This is a genomic window from Enterococcus sp. DIV0755b, from assembly GCF_051713765.1.
GTDB classification, from domain to species: domain Bacteria; phylum Bacillota; class Bacilli; order Lactobacillales; family Enterococcaceae; genus Enterococcus_C; species Enterococcus_C canintestini.
This window is the reverse complement of record NZ_JBIOQN010000001.1, coordinates 1,927,330-1,950,201: the sequence shown is the minus strand read 5'-3', so window position 1 is coordinate 1,950,201 and position 22,872 is coordinate 1,927,330. Positions and strand designations below refer to the sequence as shown.

21 protein-coding genes are annotated in these 22,872 nt (G+C 36.2%); 14 read left to right on the top strand and 7 right to left on the bottom strand.

Translation table 11 applies throughout. The features are described 5' to 3' along the window. Positions 1–22: 22 nt before the first annotated feature. Positions 23–958, top strand: coding sequence for a DNA-binding protein WhiA (gene whiA, locus IGI65_RS09375; protein WP_438774015.1), 936 nt, complete (start codon positions 23–25; stop codon positions 956–958). 124 nt (positions 959–1,082) lie between these two features. Here whiA and IGI65_RS09370 read toward each other — a convergent pair whose 3' ends face one another. Then, complete coding sequence (locus IGI65_RS09370; protein WP_095005719.1) at positions 1,083–1,601, bottom strand: DsbA family protein; 519 nt, start codon at positions 1,599–1,601, stop codon at positions 1,083–1,085. Between the two features lie 201 nt (positions 1,602–1,802). Between IGI65_RS09370 and cdaA the strand changes: the two genes are divergently transcribed. The 3 genes from cdaA to glmM are packed head-to-tail and all read left to right on the top strand — an operon-like array spanning position 1,803 to position 5,156. Next, a complete protein-coding gene (cdaA, locus tag IGI65_RS09365; protein ID WP_071863934.1) occupies positions 1,803–2,687 on the top strand; it encodes a diadenylate cyclase CdaA in 885 nt (294 codons plus the stop codon). Continuing rightward, positions 2,684–3,769 carry a CdaR family protein gene (locus tag IGI65_RS09360; RefSeq protein WP_438774013.1) on the top strand — a complete coding sequence of 362 codons (1,086 nt, stop codon included), beginning with the start codon at positions 2,684–2,686 and terminating at the stop codon, positions 3,767–3,769. Before cdaA ends, IGI65_RS09360 begins: the two co-directional genes overlap by 4 nt. A 34-nt stretch (positions 3,770–3,803) precedes the next feature. Further along, positions 3,804–5,156: a phosphoglucosamine mutase gene (glmM, locus tag IGI65_RS09355; RefSeq protein ID WP_438774012.1), complete on the top strand. Its 1,353-nt coding sequence runs from the start codon at positions 3,804–3,806 to the stop codon at positions 5,154–5,156. A gap of 107 nt (positions 5,157–5,263) precedes the next feature. Here glmM and IGI65_RS09350 read toward each other — a convergent pair whose 3' ends face one another. Together IGI65_RS09350 and glmS are read right to left on the bottom strand one after the other, a co-directional pair. Then, positions 5,264–6,472 (bottom strand): amidohydrolase family protein, encoded by a 1,209-nt coding sequence (locus tag IGI65_RS09350; RefSeq protein ID WP_438774011.1) that lies wholly within the window; start codon positions 6,470–6,472, stop codon positions 5,264–5,266. 339 nt (positions 6,473–6,811) lie between these two features. Then, complete coding sequence (gene glmS, locus IGI65_RS09345) at positions 6,812–8,617, bottom strand: glutamine--fructose-6-phosphate transaminase (isomerizing) (protein ID WP_438774009.1); 1,806 nt, start codon at positions 8,615–8,617, stop codon at positions 6,812–6,814. A 370-nt stretch (positions 8,618–8,987) separates the two neighbouring features. Here glmS and IGI65_RS09340 point away from each other — a divergent pair, with 370 nt between their 5' ends. The 7 genes from IGI65_RS09340 (at position 8,988) to yihA (ending at position 15,681) form a co-directional block, all read left to right on the top strand. Further along, positions 8,988–9,278, top strand: a complete 291-nt coding sequence (locus tag IGI65_RS09340) for a hypothetical protein (RefSeq protein WP_095005715.1) — start codon at positions 8,988–8,990, stop codon at positions 9,276–9,278. 19 nt (positions 9,279–9,297) lie between these two features. After that, positions 9,298–10,329, top strand: a complete 1,032-nt coding sequence (gene sppA / locus IGI65_RS09335; protein ID WP_438774007.1) for a signal peptide peptidase SppA — start codon at positions 9,298–9,300, stop codon at positions 10,327–10,329. 1 nt (position 10,330) lies between these two features. Then, on the top strand, positions 10,331–10,930 hold the full coding sequence (locus IGI65_RS09330) for an RDD family protein (protein WP_438774005.1): 600 nt from the start codon (positions 10,331–10,333) through the stop codon (positions 10,928–10,930). A gap of 25 nt (positions 10,931–10,955) precedes the next feature. Next, positions 10,956–11,903, top strand: a complete 948-nt coding sequence (locus tag IGI65_RS09325) for a hypothetical protein (protein ID WP_438774004.1) — start codon at positions 10,956–10,958, stop codon at positions 11,901–11,903. A 116-nt stretch (positions 11,904–12,019) separates the two neighbouring features. Beyond that, positions 12,020–13,303 (top strand): trigger factor, encoded by a 1,284-nt coding sequence (tig, locus tag IGI65_RS09320; RefSeq protein ID WP_071863943.1) that lies wholly within the window; start codon positions 12,020–12,022, stop codon positions 13,301–13,303. A 455-nt stretch (positions 13,304–13,758) separates the two neighbouring features. After that, positions 13,759–14,997, top strand: a complete 1,239-nt coding sequence (clpX, locus tag IGI65_RS09315) for an ATP-dependent Clp protease ATP-binding subunit ClpX (RefSeq protein ID WP_071863944.1) — start codon at positions 13,759–13,761, stop codon at positions 14,995–14,997. Positions 14,998–15,096: 99 nt separating this feature from the next. Continuing rightward, positions 15,097–15,681, top strand: coding sequence for a ribosome biogenesis GTP-binding protein YihA/YsxC (gene yihA, locus IGI65_RS09310; RefSeq protein WP_438774001.1), 585 nt, complete (start codon positions 15,097–15,099; stop codon positions 15,679–15,681). A gap of 9 nt (positions 15,682–15,690) precedes the next feature. On the opposite strand, the gene IGI65_RS09305 is transcribed toward yihA, so the two are convergent. Further along, on the bottom strand, positions 15,691–15,849 hold the full coding sequence (locus IGI65_RS09305; RefSeq protein ID WP_169818338.1) for an SPJ_0845 family protein: 159 nt from the start codon (positions 15,847–15,849) through the stop codon (positions 15,691–15,693). A 130-nt stretch (positions 15,850–15,979) separates the two neighbouring features. On the opposite strand from IGI65_RS09305, the gene IGI65_RS09300 reads away from it, so the two are divergent. Beyond that, positions 15,980–17,314 (top strand): hypothetical protein, encoded by a 1,335-nt coding sequence (locus IGI65_RS09300; protein WP_438773999.1) that lies wholly within the window; start codon positions 15,980–15,982, stop codon positions 17,312–17,314. A 3-nt stretch (positions 17,315–17,317) separates the two neighbouring features. After that, on the top strand, positions 17,318–17,518 hold the full coding sequence (locus IGI65_RS09295; RefSeq protein WP_071863947.1) for a hypothetical protein: 201 nt from the start codon (positions 17,318–17,320) through the stop codon (positions 17,516–17,518). A 49-nt stretch (positions 17,519–17,567) separates the two neighbouring features. Here IGI65_RS09295 and IGI65_RS09290 read toward each other — a convergent pair whose 3' ends face one another. From IGI65_RS09290 to IGI65_RS09280, 3 genes are read right to left on the bottom strand one after another with little or no spacing between them, the layout of a single operon-like run. Further along, entirely contained in the window at positions 17,568–19,490 is a 1,923-nt protein-coding gene (locus IGI65_RS09290) for a PTS fructose transporter subunit IIABC (RefSeq protein ID WP_438773998.1), read from the bottom strand. A 46-nt stretch (positions 19,491–19,536) separates the two neighbouring features. Next, the gene (pfkB, locus tag IGI65_RS09285) at positions 19,537–20,454 is read right to left on the bottom strand and encodes a 1-phosphofructokinase (protein WP_438773996.1); all 918 of its coding nucleotides are present in this window, start codon (positions 20,452–20,454) and stop codon (positions 19,537–19,539) included. Continuing rightward, positions 20,451–21,206 (bottom strand): DeoR/GlpR family DNA-binding transcription regulator, encoded by a 756-nt coding sequence (locus IGI65_RS09280; protein WP_438773995.1) that lies wholly within the window; start codon positions 21,204–21,206, stop codon positions 20,451–20,453. The genes pfkB and IGI65_RS09280 overlap by 4 nt, the downstream gene beginning before the upstream one ends. A gap of 194 nt (positions 21,207–21,400) precedes the next feature. Between IGI65_RS09280 and IGI65_RS09275 the strand changes: the two genes are divergently transcribed. Next, positions 21,401–22,867: an alpha-amylase gene (locus IGI65_RS09275; protein ID WP_438773994.1), complete on the top strand. Its 1,467-nt coding sequence runs from the start codon at positions 21,401–21,403 to the stop codon at positions 22,865–22,867. Positions 22,868–22,872: the final 5 nt, after the last annotated feature.

Below are 22,872 nucleotides of genomic sequence, written 5' to 3'. Positions count from 1 at the left end.
AAAGCAGAAAGGAGGTAAAAAAATGTCATTTGCAGCAGACGTAAAAAAAGAATTGACGACTTTAGAAGTCCATCGCGAACACGCAAAAGCCGAGTTGGCTGCTTTAATTCGTATGAATGGATCGGTTAGCTTAAGTAATCATCAGTTTGTTTTAAACGTTCAAACTGAAAATGCCGCAATTGCGCGCCGTATTTATACTTTATTAAAGGATCATTTTGGCGTACGAAGTGAATTATTGGTCCGGCGTAAAATGAAATTGAAAAAAAATAACGTATATATCGTGCGCTTAAAAGAGCGAACGCAGGAAGTTTTAAATGAATTGGCAATTATGGATGGTTTGATGTTCCAAACACATATTTCTGATGAAATAATGGGAAATACGCAAAAAATGCGTTCTTATTTGCGCGGCGCTTTTATGGCATCCGGATCGGTGAACAATCCTGAAACGAGTCGTTATCATTTAGAAATTTACTCTCTTTATGAAGAACACAATCTCGATGTCTGTCAAATGTTAAATTATTACGATTTAAACGCGCGCACCTTAGAACGGCGTAACGGCTATATTTCTTATTTAAAAGGTGCAGAAAAAATAGCGGATTTCTTGACGTTAATTGGAGCGACCAATTCTATGTTGAAATTTGAAGATGTTCGGATTGTGCGGGATATGCGCAATTCAGTCAACCGCTTGGTTAATTGTGAGACTGCTAATTTGAATAAAACAATTGATGCTGCTTCAAAGCAGATTGAAAATATTGAATTTATTGAAAATCGAGTTGGTTTACAAGCTTTACCAGAAAAATTGCAAGAAATTGCCGAGTTACGTTTAGAGCATCCGGAAGTGAGTCTAAAAGAGTTAGGGGAAATGATTCCTTCAGGTGCTATCTCAAAATCGGGAATTAATCACCGTATCCGCAAAATTAATGAGTTTGCCGAGCGACTAAGAGAACAAGCAGTTTAAATAAAAAATGATCATAAAAAAGCCTGTATTTTTTCTTTTAAAATTGTCACGATTTAAAGAGTTAGTTTTGGTTTAACTTTTTAAGATCGATACAACCATAAAGGTAAAAAATACAGGCTTTACTTTATTCATTTAGGTAAGCTAACAGGGTTTCTGCAGAGATGCTTTCATCAAAAATATGGTCGTTTAAAATCATAGTTGGCACAAACTGAATATTGGCCCGTTGTGCTTCTGTGACGATAGCTTTTTGTGTTAATTCATCTGTATAGTTTTCCAGTTTTAAATCTTCTTCGGCAAATTTGGCTACAGCTTCTAAAGATAAATCCCCCCATAAGTCTTGTGATAAGAAAATTTTCTTGATATCAGCCAGCGCTTTTTTCTCATCTCCTTTTGTCACGTACTGATGCATGACATTACCGCGTTGCAAACTTTCTTTGTCTTTATTGTATAATTTAATGACACGTTTTAAATTGCCACTCGCAACCTCTTTTTCTAACAGTTTTTCATGATCTAAAAACCATTGGCGGCAATAAGGGCAACGGAGATTAATAAATTCGACTAATGTCTTTTTTGCATCTTTATCTCCAATAATGATCCCCACATCGCCATTTGTTTCGGCGGCATTAATGATACTAATATCCAAAATGTTTCATCCTCTCTGTTTTCTTACTGTTAGTGTAGCGAAAAGTGGGTAAAATGGGAAATATTGTGTTTAATAATATTTTTTTTGAATAGAAATGAAAAGAGTATGAAAAAAATGTAACTTCCATTGTTTTGCAGGTGAGGGGAGAGAAAAGCTGTGCTATACTAGTGAAGTAAGTCCAATTGTAAAGGGAGTCTGCCTATGTCATTTAGTATTCAAGAATTATTTAATATCGATTATTGGAAACAAATGTTTAACGTCGATATTTTTTCTTGGAATTTTTTTGTTAATATTTTAGATATTCTTGTTGTGTGGTATATCGTTTATAAGTTGATTCAACTAGTGAGAGGCACTAAAGCCATCCAGTTGTTTAAAGGTGTGGCAATTTTTATTGCTATCCGTTTTGGCGCTGAACTCATTGGGTTACACACGTTGTCTTGGTTAATGGATCAAGTTATTACCTATGGGGTGATTGCAGCGATTGTCATTTTCCAACCCGAAATCAGACGTGGGCTGGAACATTTAGGGCGGAGTACCTTCTTTAAGACGACAAAACAAGAACAAAAAGAAGACGAGCAATTGATCACGTCACTAGACAAGGCTGTTCAATATATGTCTAAACGTAAAATTGGCGCTTTAATTACGATTGAACGTAATACAGGCCTTGAAGAGTACATTGAAACCGGGATTCCCCTTGAAGCCGATATTACCGGTGAACTTTTGATCAATATCTTTATTCCAAATACTCCACTACATGATGGTGCTGTAATTATTCGCAACGATAAAATTGCTGTGTCGTGTGCGTATTTGCCTTTGTCTGAAAGTATGCTCATTCCAAAGGAATTCGGGACTCGTCACAGAGCGGCCGTTGGAATTAGCGAAGTCAGTGACGCTGTTACCGTCGTTGTTTCAGAAGAAACTGGTGGGGTTAGCATTACATTGAATAATCAATTGTTATCGGAACTCTCCCAAGAAGAATATTTGAAAATTTTACACAGAGAATTAATTCCTGAAGAAAAAACAGAGACAAAGAAAAATCTGCTTCAATCCTTTATCGAAAGTTTCGCTAAAGGAGGTAAGAAATGAGCTCAAGTCGTAAAAGCAATATCTTGTATGGCTTCTTAGCGTTTATTTTCAGCTTGATTTTATTTTTTAATGCCAATGGCCGGAATGTGCAAACGACTTTAAATACTAATCCCGAAAATTTTGAAGAAACGGTCAATAAAGTTCAAATTCATCCAGTCTATGATTCGGATAAATATTATATTTTAGGTTTTGATCCTTATGTTTCTGTAAAACTGAGTAGTGCCAACCGGATTCAATTAAACGCAGAAGCCAATCCGGATACACGGGGATTTCGAGTTGTTTGTGATCTGACTGGTTTAGGTGAAGGTACTCATGAAGTGAAGCTACGGATTCAAAACGGTAGTAGTGCGGTAGGTTATACTATTAGTCCGGCAAAAGTTACGGTAACAATTGAAAAGAAAGTCACAAAATCTTTTAAAATCAATCCAGTTGTATCTTCGTCTAATCTTGGGGAAGGTTTTTCAGTTGATAGTATTACCGTTGAACCAGAAGAAGCACAAATTACCACTGGTGAAAAAACATTAGCTGAAATTGATCGCGTGGTGGCAACAGTTGATCCATCAAAAACTGCTAGTGCGGATTTTGAAGAAAAAGCGACAATTGAAGCGCTGGATAAAGAAGGTAATCGTTTAAGTGTGATTTCTGATCCAGCAGAAGCGCAAATATCAGTTAAAGTAAAAGCACCTGAAAAAATTGTCAGTCTTTATGCGTCTCAAATTGGCACGGTCCCAGCCAACATTTCCCACTATGAATTTAAACTAGATAGTTTATCTACAGCTATTCGTGGACCGCAGTCTAAATTAGATGCAATTGAAAGTATTGCGTTGCCGGTGGATATCACTAATATTTCTGAAAAAACAACGCGGGAAGTTGCTATCCCGACTGAAAGTGGCGTTGTTGCTTCTCCTAAAACAGTTAAAGTAGAAATTACACCAGTTCGTAATACAACAAGCACAACACAAACGACAACTTCTTCCACACGAGCAAGTACAAGTCAGGAAGAAGAAACAAGTGCTTCCTCGTCAAGTGAAGAAAGTCAGGAATCAACTGAAGCAAGCGTAGAACAAACGTCAAATGAATAAAATTAACTAAAACAATTTAGTGAGGTAAGAAAAAATGGGTAAATATTTTGGTACAGATGGTGTTCGTGGCGTAGCCAATGTAGAGTTAACACCAGAGTTAGCGTTCAAACTTGGTCGCTGTGGTGGTTATGTATTAAGTCAGCATGAGGACAGTGATCACCGGCCTAAAGTTTTAGTCGGACGCGATACTCGGATGTCTGGACAATTATTAGAAAATGCATTAGTAGCTGGTTTATTGTCTGTTGGGATTGAAGTTTTCACATTAGGCGTTATTTCAACGCCGGGGGTTGCTTATTTAACTCGGGTTCAAAAGGCAAGTGCTGGTGTAATGATTTCAGCTTCTCATAACCCAGCAGAAGATAATGGTATTAAATTTTTTGGTAGCGATGGTTTTAAACTGGTTGACGAACAAGAAGCGGAGATTGAAGCATTACTTGATGCGCCAAAAGACACTTTACCTCGTCCTTCAGCTGAAGGGCTAGGGACAGTCGAAGAGTTTCCAGAAGGTCTGTTAAAATACTCTCAATTTCTAGAGCAAACGATTACGGGAGATTTATCTGGCGTAACAGTATGTATTGATGCTGCTAATGGTGCTACTGCTACAAGTGTGAATCGCTTATTTGCCGATTTAGAAACTGATTTTTATACTATGGGTACTTCTCCTAATGGTTTAAACATCAATGATGGTGTTGGCTCTACGCATCCTGAAAAATTGGCAGAATTTGTTGTTGAAAAAGGTGCTGATGCAGGGTTAGCGTTTGATGGTGATGGTGACCGCGTTATTGCAGTGGATGAATTAGGGAATATTGTCGATGGCGATAAAATTATGTACATTTGCGCGAAATATTTAGCAGCGAAAAAACGACTTAAACAAGACACAATTGTGACTACTGTTATGAGTAATTTAGGTTTTCACAAAGCGGTGGAAGCAATTGGCTTAAAAGATGTGATTACTCAAGTGGGCGACCGTTATGTCGTTGAAGAAATGCGTAAAAATGATTACAATTTTGGCGGCGAACAATCTGGTCACATGGTCTTTTTAGACTTTAATACAACCGGTGATGGAATGCTTTCTGGGATTCAATTATTAAGCATTATGAAAGAAACTGGTAAAAAATTATCAGAGTTAGCTTCTGAGGTTACGATTTATCCGCAAAAATTAGTCAATATTCGCGTTACGGATAAAAACGGTGCCATGGAAGTTCCCGCCATCAAAGCTGTAATTGAAGAGGCTGAAAAAGAAATGAATGGTGAAGGTCGAATCTTAGTCCGTCCTTCAGGAACTGAACCGTTATTACGCGTAATGGCTGAAGCCCCAACAGATGAGTTAGTCAATTATTATGTTGATAAAATTGCAGCTGTTGTTGAAACTGAAATTGGTGCTTAAATACTAAAAAGACTGTGACAAGTTTTGTCACAGTCTTTTTTTAATTGGAATGTTTTATATTTTTATCTAAAGTACATAAAATAAAAAATGATAACAGCTAAAAACGCTTATTTTACCTGCTGTCCTTTAAAGTAACTTTTGGCAACAGGAATCCTTCGAGCCACAAACTCAGCCGTGGAACTGGCATTTACCAAGGTGAAATCAGCAGGCATACCTTCTTTTATCCAACCAGCAGGAGTAATTAGTTTTTGATTTGTAACCAACTCCAGGCTTTCGGTTAGCTCTTTTTGGGAGGTTAAATCAAATATTTCAGCGTAGCGATTTAGTTTATCTATGACGTCGCCACTTCCAAATGGCGACCAGCAATCATAAATGTTGTCATTTCCGATAAAAGTTTTCACCCCCGCAGACTTTAATTCAATTAAAGGTGGAATGACAAAGTCTAAAGGGATGCTTGAAATAATTGTTACTTTATTTTTAGCTAGCTGGGCAAACAATTCTTTTCTTTCTTCTTTTGGTAAGTCTCTTAAACCATAGGCGTGGCTAATTGTTACTCTTCCTTGCCAGTTTGTTTCTTCAATTAATGACAAAAATTTCGCAAATGTTTGGCGGGCATCATGATGGCGTTCATGTAAATGATAATCAATTGGAGCATTAAACTGTGTAGCAAGTTCAAAAGTCTGATTTAGTGATTTCTCTAAATTGCCATCAATACTAATCGGATCTACTCCGCCGACTAGGTTAGCGCCGTTTTGGAGGGCGCTTTTCATCTCTGAAAAAGCATTTGATAAGAGTAGACCGTGTTGAGGAAATGCGACTAATTCATAATCCAATTTATCATGATAATTCTCTAAAACTTTTTTCGCAGCTTCAAGCGACTTTTGTCCAACAGCAGGATGAATATCAATATGGGAACGAAAATGAGTAACGCCATAAGAAAGTTCTAAGTTTAGCAAATTCTCCATTCTTTGCGTAAAAGATAATGGTGCCTTTTTTAAATAATCAAATTCCTTTTCAAAACGTTCAATCCGATTTTTGACTGGTTCTACTGGCGTCCAGGGGATTCCCAATTTACTTTTATCAAAGTGTACATGCATCTCACGTAATTGCGGTAATAATAAATTATTTTGACCATCAATGACGATGATATTTTGGGCTAATTTGGCTTTGTTTATTTTAACTTCATCATCTAAAATATCAGTAACAACCCCGGCATCAAAAATAATTGCAATTTCTTTTGTTGCGGTACCATAGGTGAAGTTGTCTTGTGTTAAATAACCTGTTTCAATGCGGATATTTGTAAGCAAAGTCTTCATAAAAGCACCTCCAATTTAGTATAAAGATACCGTGAAAGTAGCTAAAAAGCGAATTTTTAAACTTTAATCATAAGTAGCACGGGCCAAGTTAAGTAAGGAGGAATGGGATTGGTTAATTGAACCAAAAGTAAGTTGTAACCAAAAAGGGGCAGTTTGAAGAATAAGAAGGGATTTAAGAAAACACTACTCAAAATTTTTCGCGAAGTTGCGGCTGATTGAAGCTGTTGCTTTTTCTTTGACTAATCATAAAAAAGAGATTGGGACAAATGCTGCTTTTGTTACAACTGTTTATTCGGAAACAAAAGGTGTGACAAGATTTTTGTCACACCTTTTTAAAAATTATTCGACTGTTACAGATTTAGCTAGGTTACGTGGTTTATCAACATCGTAACCTCTTTGTAAAGTAGCAAAGTAAGCGATAAGTTGGGTTGGTACTACGGCTAATAGACTGCTTAGTAATGGGTGAACTGTTGGTAATAAAATTTGATCATCTGCTTTTGCGAGATCTTCTGTTGCAATGACCAAAGTCCGCGCACCACGGCTTGTTACTTCTTGCAAGTTGCCTCTAGTATGCGGGCCGGTTACAGCATCAGTAATAATGCCAATAACGGGTGTTCCTTCTTCAATTAAAGCGATTGTACCGTGTTTTAACTCACCAGCGGCAAATCCTTCTGCTTGCAGATAAGAAATTTCTTTTAGTTTTAATGCAGCTTCCATCGAAACGTAGTAATCATTTCCCCGCCCAATATAAAAAGCGTTGCGAGTGTCAGTTAAATAATCAGCTGTTAATTCAGCCAAGGATTCTTTTTCGTTTATCATTGTTTCCATCGCACTAGCCACGAGACTTAGTTCATGGAACAAATCAAATTGAAGGGCAGCAGAAATTCCTTTTTCTACTCCCAGTGCTTTAGCTAAAACGGCCATGACAGCGATTTGAGCAGTATAGGCTTTTGTTGAAGCCACAGCTATTTCAGGACCTGCGTGAAGTAATAGCGTATAGGTTGCTTCACGAGATAAAGTTGAACCAGCAACATTTGTAATCGTTAATGAAGGGTAAGCTAATTCATTTGTTTTGACTAAAACTTGGCGACTATCTGCAGTTTCGCCACTTTGACTTAAATAAATGAAAAATGGTTTTTTTGATAATAACGGCATGTTATAGCCAAATTCACTAGACAAATGAATTTCGACTGGTATTTGGGTTAGTGTTTCGAAAAACTTCTTAGCGGCCCAACCAGCATGACTACTCGTGCCACAAGCGACAATATAAATGCGATCACTATTTTTTAAACTGGTTAATAAATTTTGATCGATGGCAACTGACCCATCGTCATTTTGATATTTTTGAACAATTTTACGCATCACGACTGGTTGTTCATCGATTTCTTTTAACATGTAATACGGATACGTACCTTTTTCAATATCACTGGCATCAAGTTCAGCTACATAATAGTCTCTTTTGATGATTTCTCCAGCTGCATTTTCAATTGTTACATTATCAGCAGTTAGTGTCACCATCTCACCATCTGTCAATTCCACAAAACGGTTAGTTTGATCTAACATTGCCAAGGCATCACTACATAAAACGTTAAAACCTTCCCCTAGGCCAATCAAAAGAGGACTTTTGTTTTTTGCGACATAAATGGTTTCACTATCTTTTGTATCAACTAATGCAAAAGCGTAAGAGCCGTCAATTACAGCTAAAGCTTTTTTAAAAGCAGCTTTTGTTGTTAATCCTGTATTTTTAAAGTGAGCAATTAGATGGACGGCTATTTCGGTATCTGTTTGGCCATAAAAATGATCTGTTGCTAAATAAGTTTGACGTAATTCATCGTAGTTTTCAATCACACCATTGTGAACCAAGACAAGTTCGCCGTTTTGACTAGTATGTGGATGAGCATTTGCTACGGTTGGCTTTCCGTGAGTTGCCCAACGCGTATGGCCGATACCCATTGTCCCTGTAATTGTAGTATCTAATTTTTCTTCTAAATTTTTAATCGGTCCAATTGCTTTTACTAAATGACTTTCATCTCCAGCGACATAAATACCAGCTGAATCATAGCCTCGGTATTCTAAGCGTTTTAAGCCATTTAAAATAATTGTTGTTGCGTCGTTTTTACCAACGACTCCGACGATTCCACACATATATATACCTCTTTTCTGTAGTTGCGGTTGTTTTCTTTTTTTATCATTTACCGCGTATAACACAAACGATTTAATTAGACCAATTAATTTTTTGGGGGATATTTTTTATTGGTCTAAATCAAAAGACAATCAAAATAATATTATTTAATGTGATTTTTGTCAATGATTATTTTTGTTTTATTTAAATTGGTATAGTCTTATTCGTTTAAAACCAATTTTTCGAGTGGAGTTTTTTTGCTTTTTTCATTTTCCATTTAGTGAAATTATCTAGGAATAACTGTTTTTTTTGCAGTCTTTTCGCTACAATGATAAAAGATGATGCTGTTAAGAGCAGAGTTTAGAAAATGAAGTTACTCAGTGGGAGGATAATATGGAAAATATGGTACGCTGCATGAGTTTTAAGCAATTAAAAGCAATAGTTGCAAAATTAGAAGCAACAGAAGCCGTTTTGGATGAGACTAAAATTTTTCTTGATACAGGCTGGGATAGTTTACAAGAAGTGGCCCCAGAGAGCATCGAAATAAAAAAAGCCCGCTATTTTGAAGTGCAAGATCCTGTTAGTAAAGAATATTTTGGTGGTTTTGCTTTAACGGAAAAAGCGGAAAAAGTTAATGCGACAGGGGAAGAAGAAACTGTTATTGTGATTGAAAATTTATATTAAAAGGAGTTTAGGAATAAAGATGAATAAAAGACGTTGGATTGCCGTAGTAATTGCGGTGGGGTTATTTCTATTTTCAGCTGTGTCTTCAAGAGTGGCAACCCACAATAATGAGGAGACAAAAGAAGCGCTAGCGGGGTTAAATGCGTTACTTTATGGTTCAAATCAGTTGGAAAAAAAGGTACTAGAAGATGGGAATGAGACACAACAGATTGCGAAATTGTCAGTAGATGGAACGATCGCCGATACAGGATCAGGTGGGATTTTTTCGACTGAATCATACAGTCATCAAGATTTTTTAGCGCAGTTAAAAGAGATTCAAACCGATGAAAATATTAAAGCCATCTTATTGGAAGTAAATTCTCCTGGGGGCGGGGTTTATGAAAGTGCTGAAATCGCCAAGGAATTTGCTAAAATTAAAAAATTAAAGATTCCTGTCTATGTTAGTATGAAAAATATGGCAGCAAGTGGGGGTTACTATATTTCTGCTGCTGCAGATAAAATCTTTGCTACTGATGAAACAGTAACAGGTTCAATTGGTGTTATTATGTCAGGCGTTAATTATAGCGGCTTGATGGAAAAATTAGGAATCACTGATCAAACTTACAAAAGCGGTGCTTTAAAAGATATGGGCTCTGCTACTCGTAAACCAACTGAAAAAGATAAAGAAGTCCTACAAACATATGTGAACAATGCCTACAATCGTTTTGTCAAAGTGGTGGCCAATGGACGCCACATGTCAGAAGATGCCGTTCGTAAAATTGCAGACGGACGTATTTACGATGGGGCGCAAGCTAAAAATATTGGCTTAGTAGATGAAATTGGTTTTCCAGAAGATACGTTAGCAGCGCTAAAGAAAGATCAAAAATTAACAGATGCTCAAGTAATTGAATACACAGTAGGTGATACTGGTTTTTACTCTTCTTGGTTAGGTAGCAAAGTGGCACAATGGCAAGGACTTGCTCCAACTGAAAGTAGCAAGGTGTTACATTTATTTGAATCGTTGGGAAGTGCCCAAGCACCAAAACCTCTTTATTATTATGGGGGTGAATAAAATGAGTGAAGATAAAGTACAAGGGCCAAAAATTTTTAAAAAAGCTCCGGCAAAAGAAAAGTTTAGCGAAATAGAAACCAAACAAAAACAACAATTATGGCACCGATTAACAAATGAACAAGCACCACAAAGAAAAAACTATTTTCCCAATTATTTTTATGCGGGTTTTTGGATTCGTTTTTTTGCTTATTGTGTTGATTTACTTTGTATAAGTGCTATAACGAATGGAACAGTTGGGCTAGTATATCGCATTATGGGGTTAAAGATGCCAACTAGCTTTTTAAGTTTTGCTTCTTTATTGACACTAGCTATTTATTTAAGTTATTTTACTTTATTGACCAAACTAAATGGCGGCCAAACGATTGGTAAAATGATTTTTGGGATTCGTGTGGTTTCCTTGACACAATCTGAGTTATCGTGGACTACAGTTATTATAAGAGAAACTGTTTGTCGCTTTATCTTAAAAGGATTTCCTTTTATATTAGGTTATGTAGTAGCCGCTTTTACAGATCACAAACAACACGTAGGCGACTACTTTTCAGATACGTCTGTAGTTACGATTAATATTTTGAAAGCTTTTAACAAAGAAGTACGAGCGTAATTTGCAATAGGAGCAGGTGCTAACAATGGGAGAAAAAATCGTCTTTCCTGATGAACTCCAACGAATTATTCGTTTAGGTAAAAAGAAAATGGCAGAGGAAGAATACTTATCCAGTTGTCAATACTTTAAAAAAGCCTATGAAATGGAAATGTCATTTACTGTTAATCAACTTTATGTGGCAGCATTACTAAAATTAGAAGATTTTCCAACCGCGTTAAATGTAGCAGAAGACTTTCTTGAAGAATATAAAAAAGAAGAAGAGACGCTGGCAAAATATCTGCGAATTTTATTGTTAAATCAACAGTTTTTAGTTGCCCGTAAAACTATTTATCAAAGTTCTCTTTTGACTAAAGAAAAAACACATGCTTTTATGCACCAAGTAGAACAACTGGAATTGGCAGTCGATTTACTTGATCCAGAAAATTTACAACAAAAAAGACAACTTCTAAAAAGTTGGGATCAAAAGAAAGGGCCCGTCACACCAAATGCGTGGGCCAAATTTCAACAACAATTAACTTATCCACAATTTGTGGCTTTGATGCAAGATTTTTTACCGACAAGTAAAAATAATTTTTTACGGCCGCGCTTAATTGAAGAGTTAGTCCTGCTAAAATGTGACAAAACCATTACGACCAATAGCTGGCAAGATGTCGCAATGCAAGTGGAGTTAACTAAACTATCTTTACCAGAAGAAATTCCTGCTTATAAAGCGATGCAACATTATTTTGAATCAGAAATTGCTGCTATCGATGTCCAAATGGCACAATATTGTCTAGCGGAATTAAAAATGGATTTAGCTTTAACTTATCCTTTTGTACCGTTTACTAAAAACACGGCTCTTTGGCAAGAAAGCTATGTTTTAAAATATCAACAAATAATGGGGAAAAGCATTGCTGAAAAGCATTTAGAGGAACTTTTGGAGATCGATTTACAAAAAGAAAAAATTCGTCAAATTTATCACGAAATTTTATAAGGTTTTTTTACTTTCCATAACCTTAAAATGTTTACAATTCAATAGGGTTAGTGTACTATTTAAAAGTATGCATGAAAGTATTTCATAGTAAAATTAGTTTATTCGGAGGGAAACACATGACTGCAAAATGGGAAAAAACTGGCACCAATGATGGTGTATTGACATTTTCAATTGATCAAGCTGAAATTCAAAAAGGTTTGACACAAGCTTTTAATAAAGTAAAAGGGAATTTAAACGTACCTGGCTTCCGTAAAGGTAAAGTTTCACGCCAAGTATTTAACCGCATGTATGGGGAAGAAGCGTTATACGAAGATGCATTAAACGCTGTTTTACCTGAAAATTATGAAGCTGCTGTTAAAGAAGCGGGTATTGATCCGGTTTCACAACCAAAAATTGACATTGAAAGCATGGAAAAAGGTCAAGACTGGGTTATTAAAGCAGAAGTTACTGTAAAACCAGAAGTAAAATTAGGTGACTACAAAGATTTAACTGTTGAAAAACAAGATCGTACAGTTACTGAAGCAGATGTAGATGCTAAATTAAAACAAGAACAAGAACAACAAGCAGAATTAGTTATTAAAGAAGACGAAGCTGCTGTAAATGGCGATACTGTTGTGATTGATTTTGAAGGTTTTGTTGATGGTGTTGCTTTTGAAGGCGGCAAAGGCGAGAACTATTCATTAGAACTAGGTTCAGGTTCATTTATTCCTGGTTTTGAAGAACAATTAGTCGACCATAAAGCAGGTGACAATGTTGAAGTAACAGTGACATTCCCTGAAGACTACCAAGCAGAAGATTTAGCTGGTAAAGAAGCAATCTTTAAAGTTGTTGTTCATGAAGTGAAAACAAAAGAATTACCAGACTTAGATGATGAATTTGCTAAAGACGTTGACGAAAACGTTGAAACTTTAGCTGAATTAAAAGAAAAATACATGAAAGAATTAACTGAAGCAAAAGAAAAAGCAGCTGAAGACGCAAAAGATGAATTAGCGATTCGTACAGCCGTTGAAAATGCTGAAATTCTTGACTTGCCACATGTAATGGTTCATGACGAAGTACACCGTTCAATGGATGAATTCTTAAACAACATGCAACGCCAAGGTATCTCACCTGAAATGTACTATCAATTAACTGGTTCAACTGAAGCGGACTTACACAAACAATTTGAAGGTGAAGCTGAAAACCGCGTTAAAACTAACTTGGTGATTGAAGCGATTGCTGCTGCAGAAAACTTGGAAGCAACAGATGAAGACATCGAAAAAGAAATCGCTGAATTATCTGAAGCTTACAACATGCCAGTTGACCAAATCAAACGCGTTTTAACAGAAGATATGTTAAAACATGATATCACGATGAAAAAAGCAGTGGAACTTGTAACTGGAACAGCTGTTGAAAAATAATTTTTAGTAACTTTTAAGAGGTGTGACAAAAGTCTTGTCACATCTCTTTTTTGCAAGTAAACAGTATTAAAGAAGCGATTTTCTAAAAGTTTCTTTTTTATTTTGAAGTTAGTTGTGTCTGACACAAGCTTTTTTACATAGTAAAATTTATATAAAGTAAAAAGTTGTTATTCTAAAGTTACTTGCATTATATTTTATAAGGAACTTTTGTAATAATAATCTAAGTCTTAAAGGGAAAATTTATAAATTTTTTTCTTGCTGCTTAATAAAAAGCGTATTACTACGTTTTTTTATGAGAAAACTAGTTAATAAATCTTAAAAAAAAGCGAACTTGCAAAACAATAAAAGCAACTACTTTTGCTTTGGTAAATTGTATGCTATCATAGTCTAAGACTGTTTAAATTCAGTTATCCACCACTCGTTAAGAGTACGGAAATTTTTCAAGGGGTGAGACCATGTACGACAATACTAACGGAAATGAAACTGTACGTTGTTCATTTTGTGGTAAGTCACAAGAAGAAGTGCGTAAGATCGTCGCCGGTCCCGGGGTCTACATTTGTAACGAGTGTATCGACTTATGCAAAGAGATCATTGACGAAGAATTCCTAGATGAAGATGTGCGGGAATTCATCGATGTACCTAAACCAAAAGAAATATTAGCAATATTAAATGAATATGTAATCGGACAAGATCGTGCGAAAAAAGCATTGGCAGTGGCTGTTTACAATCATTACAAACGTGTGAATGCACAAAGTGTCGAAGATGATGTAGAATTACAAAAAAGTAACATTTGCTTAATTGGACCAACTGGATCTGGGAAGACTTTTCTTGCCCAAACACTGGCTCGCTCATTAAATGTTCCTTTCGCAATTGCAGATGCTACTAGCTTAACTGAAGCAGGTTATGTTGGTGAAGATGTTGAAAATATTTTGTTGAAATTGTTGCAAGCAGCTGATTTCAATGTGGACAGAGCGCAAAAAGGGATTATTTATATCGATGAAATCGATAAAATTGCGCGTAAAAGTGAAAATGTTTCTATCACTCGAGATGTCTCAGGTGAAGGGGTTCAACAAGCGTTATTAAAAATCCTTGAAGGAACAGAAGCAAGTGTGCCGCCACAAGGAGGACGCAAACATCCTCATCAAGAAATGATTCAAATTGACACTACTAATATTTTATTTATTGTTGGTGGTGCTTTTGACGGTATTGAAACGATTGTTAAAAATCGGATGGGCGAAAAAGTCATCGGTTTTGGTACCAATAATAAAAAAATCGGGGATGATGAAAGTGTTATGCAACATATCATTCCAGAAGATTTATTAAAATTTGGGTTGATTCCTGAATTTATCGGACGTTTGCCAGTCATGGCGGCATTAGATAAATTAACCAATGATGATTTGGTAAGAATTTTAACTGAGCCTAAAAACGCTTTGGTAAAACAATATAAAAAATTACTGTCATTAGATGAAACTGCGCTAACCTTTGAACCAGAAGCGTTAAAAGCCATTGCAGCAAAAGCGATTGAACGAAATACTGGTGCGCGGGGGTTGCGTTCAATTATTGAAGACATTATGATGGATGTTATGTTTGATGTGCCAAGTGATGAAGAAATTAAAGAAGTTGTTATAACTGAAGATTCTGTCACTGGTAAAGGGACACCAAAAGTTATTTATGCTGAAAAAAAAGCCGGATAACCGGCAGCTAAAGCTGGGTTTTATACCCAGCTTTTAGCTTGAGTAGAATAATTTATCAAACTTAACAGTGTGTGATGTTTTAAGAAAGGAGTGAATTTTTTGAAAGTTCACAATGCAGAAATCGTGATTAGTGCGGTTGCGCCTAAGCAATATCCAGAAACTGACTTACCAGAAATTGCTTTAGCCGGGCGTTCTAACGTGGGGAAATCTTCGTTTATCAATACCTTAATTGAACGAAAAAACCTGGCTAGAACCTCTTCGAAACCTGGTAAAACCCAAACGCTTAATTTTTATTTGATTGAAAATACTTTGCATTTCGTTGATGTTCCCGGGTATGGCTATGCTAAAGTTTCAAAAACAGAACGGGCAAAATGGGGACAGATGATTGAAACTTATTTGACCCAGCGGGAACAACTAAAAGCGGTCGTATCATTAGTTGATATGCGTCATGAACCAAGTGTAGAAGATGTCCAAATGTATCAATTTTTGAAGTATTATGATTTACCGGTAATTGTCGTTGCTACGAAAGCAGACAAAATTCCGCGCGGCAAGTGGAATAAACATGAATCGGTTATCAAAAAAGCGTTGGATTTTGATAAAGATGATACATTTATCATTTTCTCTTCTGTTACAAAAGAAGGAAAAGATCAAGCCTGGGCGGCAATTGAAGCTGCTATAAAATAAAGAGTCGAATCATTTTTGATTCGACTCTTTATTTTTATTCTTTTTTTTATCTTTAATTTCTGGTTTTAAAAAGCGGGTAACATCTACCTCTTCTTTTTTATCTGGCATAATGACAAAGTCATCAAACATCTTATCTAAAGAATCATCGCGCTCAAATTTAAGTCCCATCTATGCCACCTCCTCTTAGAGTTTAACATGTTTTCGTTTTATTTTTAAGAAAAAGGATGTCTTTTTACTTTTTTTTAAAAGCAATATTCGTTATAATGAAATTATAAAAACATTAAAAGGTGGTGAGAACGTGAAGCTGACAAATAAAATGTTTATTACAATTCAATATATTAATTTAAACGATCAGATGATTAAACGCCACCTACAAGATTGGTTGGTCTTTACTCGCTTGCTTTATACTCCTGCTAAAATGATTATTAACCATGAAAAAGCACAGCCGTTTTCCTTACGCATGGTCCACCAATTATTAAATAAATTAACAGAACATGAAGATTTGGAGTTTGTTGCAAAAAATGGTCCAAATGAATCCTATTTTCATTTAGTTGATGGGAATCTATTAGAAAAACATCTGGTCACCCAAGATATATTTTTAAAGCAAAAACAAATGATCTTAAATTATATGGATATCAAAATGAGTAAACGGGGACTATTTGGCTATTTACGCAGTTATGATGAATATTTGTATCATAATACTGAAGAAATAAAGATGCGTTTAGCTTTTGAGGAAACACAAGCTATTGAACAACTCCCCAAAATCCGTAATCAAAAAAATGAGATAGCCGTCGATTGTAATCAATTTGCCGGTTACGACATTTTCTATCGGGGATTTTGTTTGACATCTTGTTGGCGGATCTACTTTAGCTCACGTTATCACAAAATTATTCCACTAGCAGTAGTCCAAGAAGTTCAACAAGTTGAACAAGTGTGTAAAGTCGCAGAAGATGTTTGGTTTGTTGAATTATACAAAGATCCTTATCGATGGCAAGAAAAGCTAAACTTAAATTATCAACGGTTATTTCGTGACCAAATGGGGATTGACCAATTGGCTTGGAATAACGGTGTAGGGATCTTACGAGAACCGCTAATTGAATACGCATACACAGATAATATCATCCAAACCGTTCAATATCAAAATGATCGTTTGCAACCGACACCAAAAAAAGAAGCGACACATTTTGTAACACGGGTTTATGATATTATTCACGACAACTATCAAGAGCGTCGTGTAAAGGGCACCTTAAATGCGCAAGCATATTTTCCTTGGGTAGATGAACAAGGGATGAAAATGATGAATTATTTAGTTCTAAACCCCAAATATTCTTTGGATGAAGGGCTTTGTGCATATGAGTTTTATTTACGAAATTATTTAGAAATTAATGTAGCAGATGAAAGGTATCAGGAATATTTAGCCATTTTAAATATTTATCTACCGGATGAATTTTTGACTAAAATACCATATAAACCATTAAAAGAAAAAATGTCAGATATTCATTTCAGTCGCTTGAAAAAACGGCGTAAACGCATTTTTTTTGACCTTAAGAAAGAGAATAATCATTTACGAGTCAATTTTATTCCATTTTCAGCAATGAAAAATACTAATGAAATCAGCCGAATAGGGGGTTAAAAGATGGAAGATTTATTGTTTAAAAAGTATATGTTACCAACTGGTGTATTAACGATTTTATTACTATTTCTACCAGACTTTTTTATGAAGATTCCTCTGGCTATTACGATTATTTTACTTGGAAGCTGCTTATGTATTTACAATTATTGGAAATTAGAAGTGAAGTTAGAGGTACAAAAAATAAGAGCACAGAAAGAAAAATAAAAATAAGCATCAGCAATCAATGATTAAAATTGACTGCTGATGCTTTTATTTATTTATTAATATCTTTTTTTAATAGGCCAAAGACAACCCCTGAAATTACGGCACCAATTGCGATAAAGACTAAATATAAAATTGGATTACTTACTAAGAAGACGACGAAAATACCACCGTGAGGCGCAAGTAAAAGAATATCTTTAGCACCTACTAACGCACCTGTAATTGCAGAACCAACAATAAAGCTTGGAATCGCCCGTAATGGATCAGCTGCGGCAAATGGAATGGAGCCTTCTGTAACAAAAGATAGTCCCATAACAATATTAGTTAAACCAGCATCTTGTTGATCTTTGGTGAATTTATTTTTGAATAAGCGAGTAGCTACAAAAATTGCTAATGGTGGTACCATACCACCGGCCATAACAGAAGCCATAACCACACTACCACCAGAGGCAACAGTAGATGCTAATGTTGCTGTACCAAATACATAAGCAGCTTTATTAATCGGACCACCTAAGTCAGCTGCCATCATCCCAGCGAGTAACGCACCAAGCAAGGCTGCGTTTGAACCACTTAAGCCAGTTAAGAAGCTATTTAAAGCATCGTTGATGACTTTCATTGGTACGTTTACGATCAACATTAGAAAGCCTGTAATTAGCAAACCGAAAACAGGATAGAATAAAATTGTTTTAATCCCATCTAATGATTTTGGCAAGTTTTTGAAAAGTTTACGTAAGAATAAAATGACATATCCGCCAAGGAAACCACCGATTAATGCACCTAAGAAACCAGCACCACCAGCGTTAGCCAACGCACCTGCGGCAAAACCAACAATTAAACCAGGACGATCAGCAATACTTGAAGCGATAAAACCAGCTAATACAGGTAACATAAAGCCAAAGGCAGCATTCCCGATTTGATTAAACCATGAAGCTTGCATATTATAATTTCCTAGTTGTGCTAAGCTATCTTGTGGTACACCCATAAATTGGTCAATCATAAAGGATAAGGCAATGGCAATCCCACCACCGATAACAAAAGGTAACATATGGGAAACGCCGTTCATTAAGTCTTTGTAAATTCGTTGGCCAACTGTGCCGTCAGCGCTCTCTTTGCTATCGCTGACACTTGATCCGTCACCTTTAAAAATTGGTGCGCTGCCACTTAAAGCTTCATTGATTAAATTTTCTGGTTTGCGAATACCATCACTAACAGGGCGATTCACCAAATGTTTACCATCAAAACGATCCATTTCAACTTTTTTATCAGCAGCTACAATAACACCATCAGCGCGGGCGATATCTTCAGCAGTCAAACGGTTTTTGATTCCTTCTGAACCGTTTGTTTCAACTTTAATGTCAACACCCATTTCTTTGGCTTGTTTTTTCAAAGCATCTTCTGCCATATAAGTGTGGGCGATACCAGTTGGGCACGCAGTAACCGCAACGATGTATTTACGATTAAAACTTTTCAACTCTTCTTCTTCAGCTGCTTTTTTCTCAGCTTGTGCTTCTGCTTCTTTTTTTGCTTCAGCATCCGCGAAAAGCTTTTGCACTTCGTCAGGTGTTTTAGCTGATTTTAATTGTGCGACAAAATCGGCATCAATTAATAGGCGTGAAAGAGCAGCTAGGGCTTGTAAATGTGTATCATTTGCGCCTTCTGGAGCAGCAATCATAAAGAACAAGTAAGTTGGCTGTCCGTCTAATGCTTCGTAATCAACCCCAGTATTACTTTTGGCGAATAAGACAGTAGCTTCTTTTACAGCTTTGTTTTTAGCATGGGGCATAGCAATTCCATCACCTAAACCAGTTGAAGTTTGGGCTTCACGGGCTAAAATTCCGTCTTTGTATATTTGGATATCAGAAATTCGACCTACGTCATACATTTTTTGTACCATTTCATCAATTGCGCCTTTTTTATCAGTCGCCTTAAGATCCATAATCATGACATCTTTAATCAATAATTCATTGATATTCATTGTTTTCCTCCTTAATTTTAAAACAGTGTCTTATTTTTAGTCCAAATTAATCGGCAATTTTTTCTACAATAACTTCAGCTAATAGCTCTTTAATGAAAGGAGCTTGTGCTAAATCATCGGAAAAGGCAGTTGCACTTCCGCAAGCCACTCCCCATTTAAAGGCGGCTACAGCATCTTTGTTTTGGCTATATTCCCCGATGAAACCTGCAATCATGGAATCGCCAGCGCCAACTGAATTTTTTAATGGACGCTTTAAGACGTTAGATTGATATACGCCATCACTTGTAAAGAGTAGGGCACCGTCACCAGCCATTGAGATAATCGCATTTTTGGCTCCGGCTGTTAGTAATTTTTTACCATAAGGGACAATATCAGCAATGCTGTTAAAAGTTGTTTGATAGGCTTCTGCCAATTCATGATTATTAGGCTTCACTAATAATGGCTCATTAACTAAGGCATTCATTAAATCTTGTCCGGTTGTATCAATGACAAATTCCGCTTGATTTGCTTTAACTAGTTGAATTAATTCTTGATAAAATCCGTTTGGTAAGCTTGCTGGAGCGCTACCGGATAAAACAACGATATCGCCTTTTTCAACTTTTGAAAGTTGCGCTTTTAAATCTGCAATATCAGTCGGCGTAATGGCAGGGCCAAGGCCGTTAATTTCAGTTTCTGATTCCGCTTTTAGTTTAATGTTAATGCGCGTATCATCTTCAATTTTCGTGAAGCGTTGGGAGATGTCTTCTTGCTTTAGCCAGTCGGCGATAAAGTTACCGGTAAAGCCGCCTAAAAATCCCAAGGCCTTATTTTCAACAGCGATTCTTTTTAAAATTCGTGAAACATTGATACCTTTGCCACCGGGTAATTTTAAATCTTTTTTCATTCGATTTACTTCGCCGATTTTTAAATCGTCGACGTGAACGATATAGTCGATGGAAGGGTTAAGTGTTACTGTGTAAATCATTTTTGTGCCTCCAATATTTTGACATCATGATACAATTCAGCGTGTTCAGCTGGACAGTAGTCAGTTAAGATTGTTACGGCTTCAAGAGCGGCCACTTTTGCAAAACTTATCTGATTAAACTTGCTGTGATCGGCGAGAATAAATCCTTCTTCCGCTTGTTGCAATGCAGTTTTTTTTAAAATAGCTTCTTCTGGATCAGGCGTGGTTAACCCTGCATTTAAATCAATACCGTTGATCCCAAGAAAAGCTTTGTTAAAATTAAACTCTTGTAGTTGTTTTAAACTCGTGTTCCCTAAGGTTGCGTTAGTGGAAAGTTTAATCATTCCCCCTAAGATAATGGTGTCAATATTCAAATCAATCAGTAGTGATGCGTGCTTGACGGAGTTTGTGACAACTTTTAAAGGGGTGTCAGTAGGAAGCAAGGGGATAAGTTCTAAGGTACTGCTACCTGCGTCTAAATAAATGACGTCGTCTTTTTTTATTTGTGTGGCAGCAAGTTTGGCAATCATTTGCTTGGCGTTTACATTTTCTTTTGATTTTGTCTGCATGTCTGCTTCAAAGCCAATATGTTGTCCAATTCTTTTTGCGCCACCGTGAACACGAATTAATAATTTTTGATTCTCGAGCTCTTGTAAATCACGTCGAATGGTGGATTCAGAAGCAGCTAATAAGTCCGTTAATTCGTGTAGTTTGACGATGTTATTTTGAGCAAGGAGTTGCAAAATTTTTTGTTGTCTTTCTTCTGTAAGCATTTACAATCTCTCCTTCGACCATATAATAGCACGTTGTTCAATCAAATTCAACTACAATCGTTCAAAAACGTTCAAAATAAATCACAGAAGAAATAAAAAACTAATGGGGAGGGGAAAATTAGTACTTGGAAGGGTTAACAATTGAAAAAGCTGTCATTTTTTGGCTTAATTAAAGTAGAAGGGTGTTGGTAAATATGAGGAGAACTTTATTGCAGGCATTTCAATGGGAACTTGAGGCAAATAGTAATCACTGGAATTTGCTTGGCGAAGAAATAGATTATTTTAAAAAATTAGGAATAAACGCATTGTGGTTACCGCCAGCGGCAAAAGGATCCGCGGGAGTCAATGATGTGGGGTATGGTACTTATGACTTATACGATTTGGGAGAATTTGACCAAAAGGATACCGTGTCCACTAAATATGGTACCAAAGCAGAATATATAAACGCGATAAAAAAACTGCAAAAAAATCAAATTGAAGTTTATGCAGATATTGTTTTTAATCATTTTATGGGAGCAGATGAAACAGAACAAGTTTCAGCTGTAAAATATAGTTGGGATAACCGTAATCAGCAAATTAGTGATGAAGAAGAAATCGAAGCTTGGACACGCTTTACCTTCCCGGGTCGGCAAGGTAAGTATAATGACTATGTTTGGACTTGGCGTAATTTTTCAGGCGTTGATTATGATGCCCATAATAAAGATCATGCAATTTTCAATTTAGCAGACAAGGGCTGGGTTTCAGATGTTGATTCAGAAAACGGTAATTTTGATTACTTGATGGGCTGCAATTTGGATATGACTTATGAAGAAACTGTTCAACAATTAGATCGATGGGGAAAATGGTTTTTAGCCGAAACTGATGTTGACGGCTTTCGGTTAGACGCTGTAAAACATATTCAATTTGATTTCTTCGTGGATTGGTTATTACGGCGCCGCAAAGAAAAAGGAGCACCTCTTTTTGTAGTAGGAGAGTATTGGACAGATGAGTTGGATAAATTGGAAAATTATATCGATTCGTCTGGAAATTTAATTTATTTATTTGATGTACCTTTACATTTTAATTTGTATCAAGCTAGTCGCAGTAATGGCGATTTTGACTTGCGGGAAATTTTCACAGGTACTTTAGTGGAGTCAAGACCAGATTATGCAGTTACTTTTGTTGATAACCATGATACCCAAAAAGGACAAAGTTTGGAATCTTGGATTGATGGTTGGTTTAAAGTCCATGCTTATGCGCTAATTTTATTACGTAAAATTGGAACACCGACAGTCTTTTGGGGAGATTTATATGGAATTCCAACACAAAATATCGGTGCAGTTGGCAAAAGCTTAGAATATTTGTTGAAAATTAGGTGTCATTTGGCTTATGGTAATGAAGTCGATTATTTTGATGATCCTAATTGTATTGGTTGGGTTCATACTGGTGAATTTGAAAAAGAATTATCCGGTTTTGCGGTAGTTTTAACAAATGCAGACGCGAATCAAAAAGAAATGACAATTAGTGCGATTCATGCGGGTAAAACTTTTGTAGATGTCCTACAAAATAATGAGACAAAAGTCGTCTTAGACGAAAATGGAAGGGGGGTGTTTCCGGTAAATGGTGGGCAAATTTCTGTTTATGTTAATGAAGATGTTGCAGAGTTAATCTGGAAACAATAAGAAAA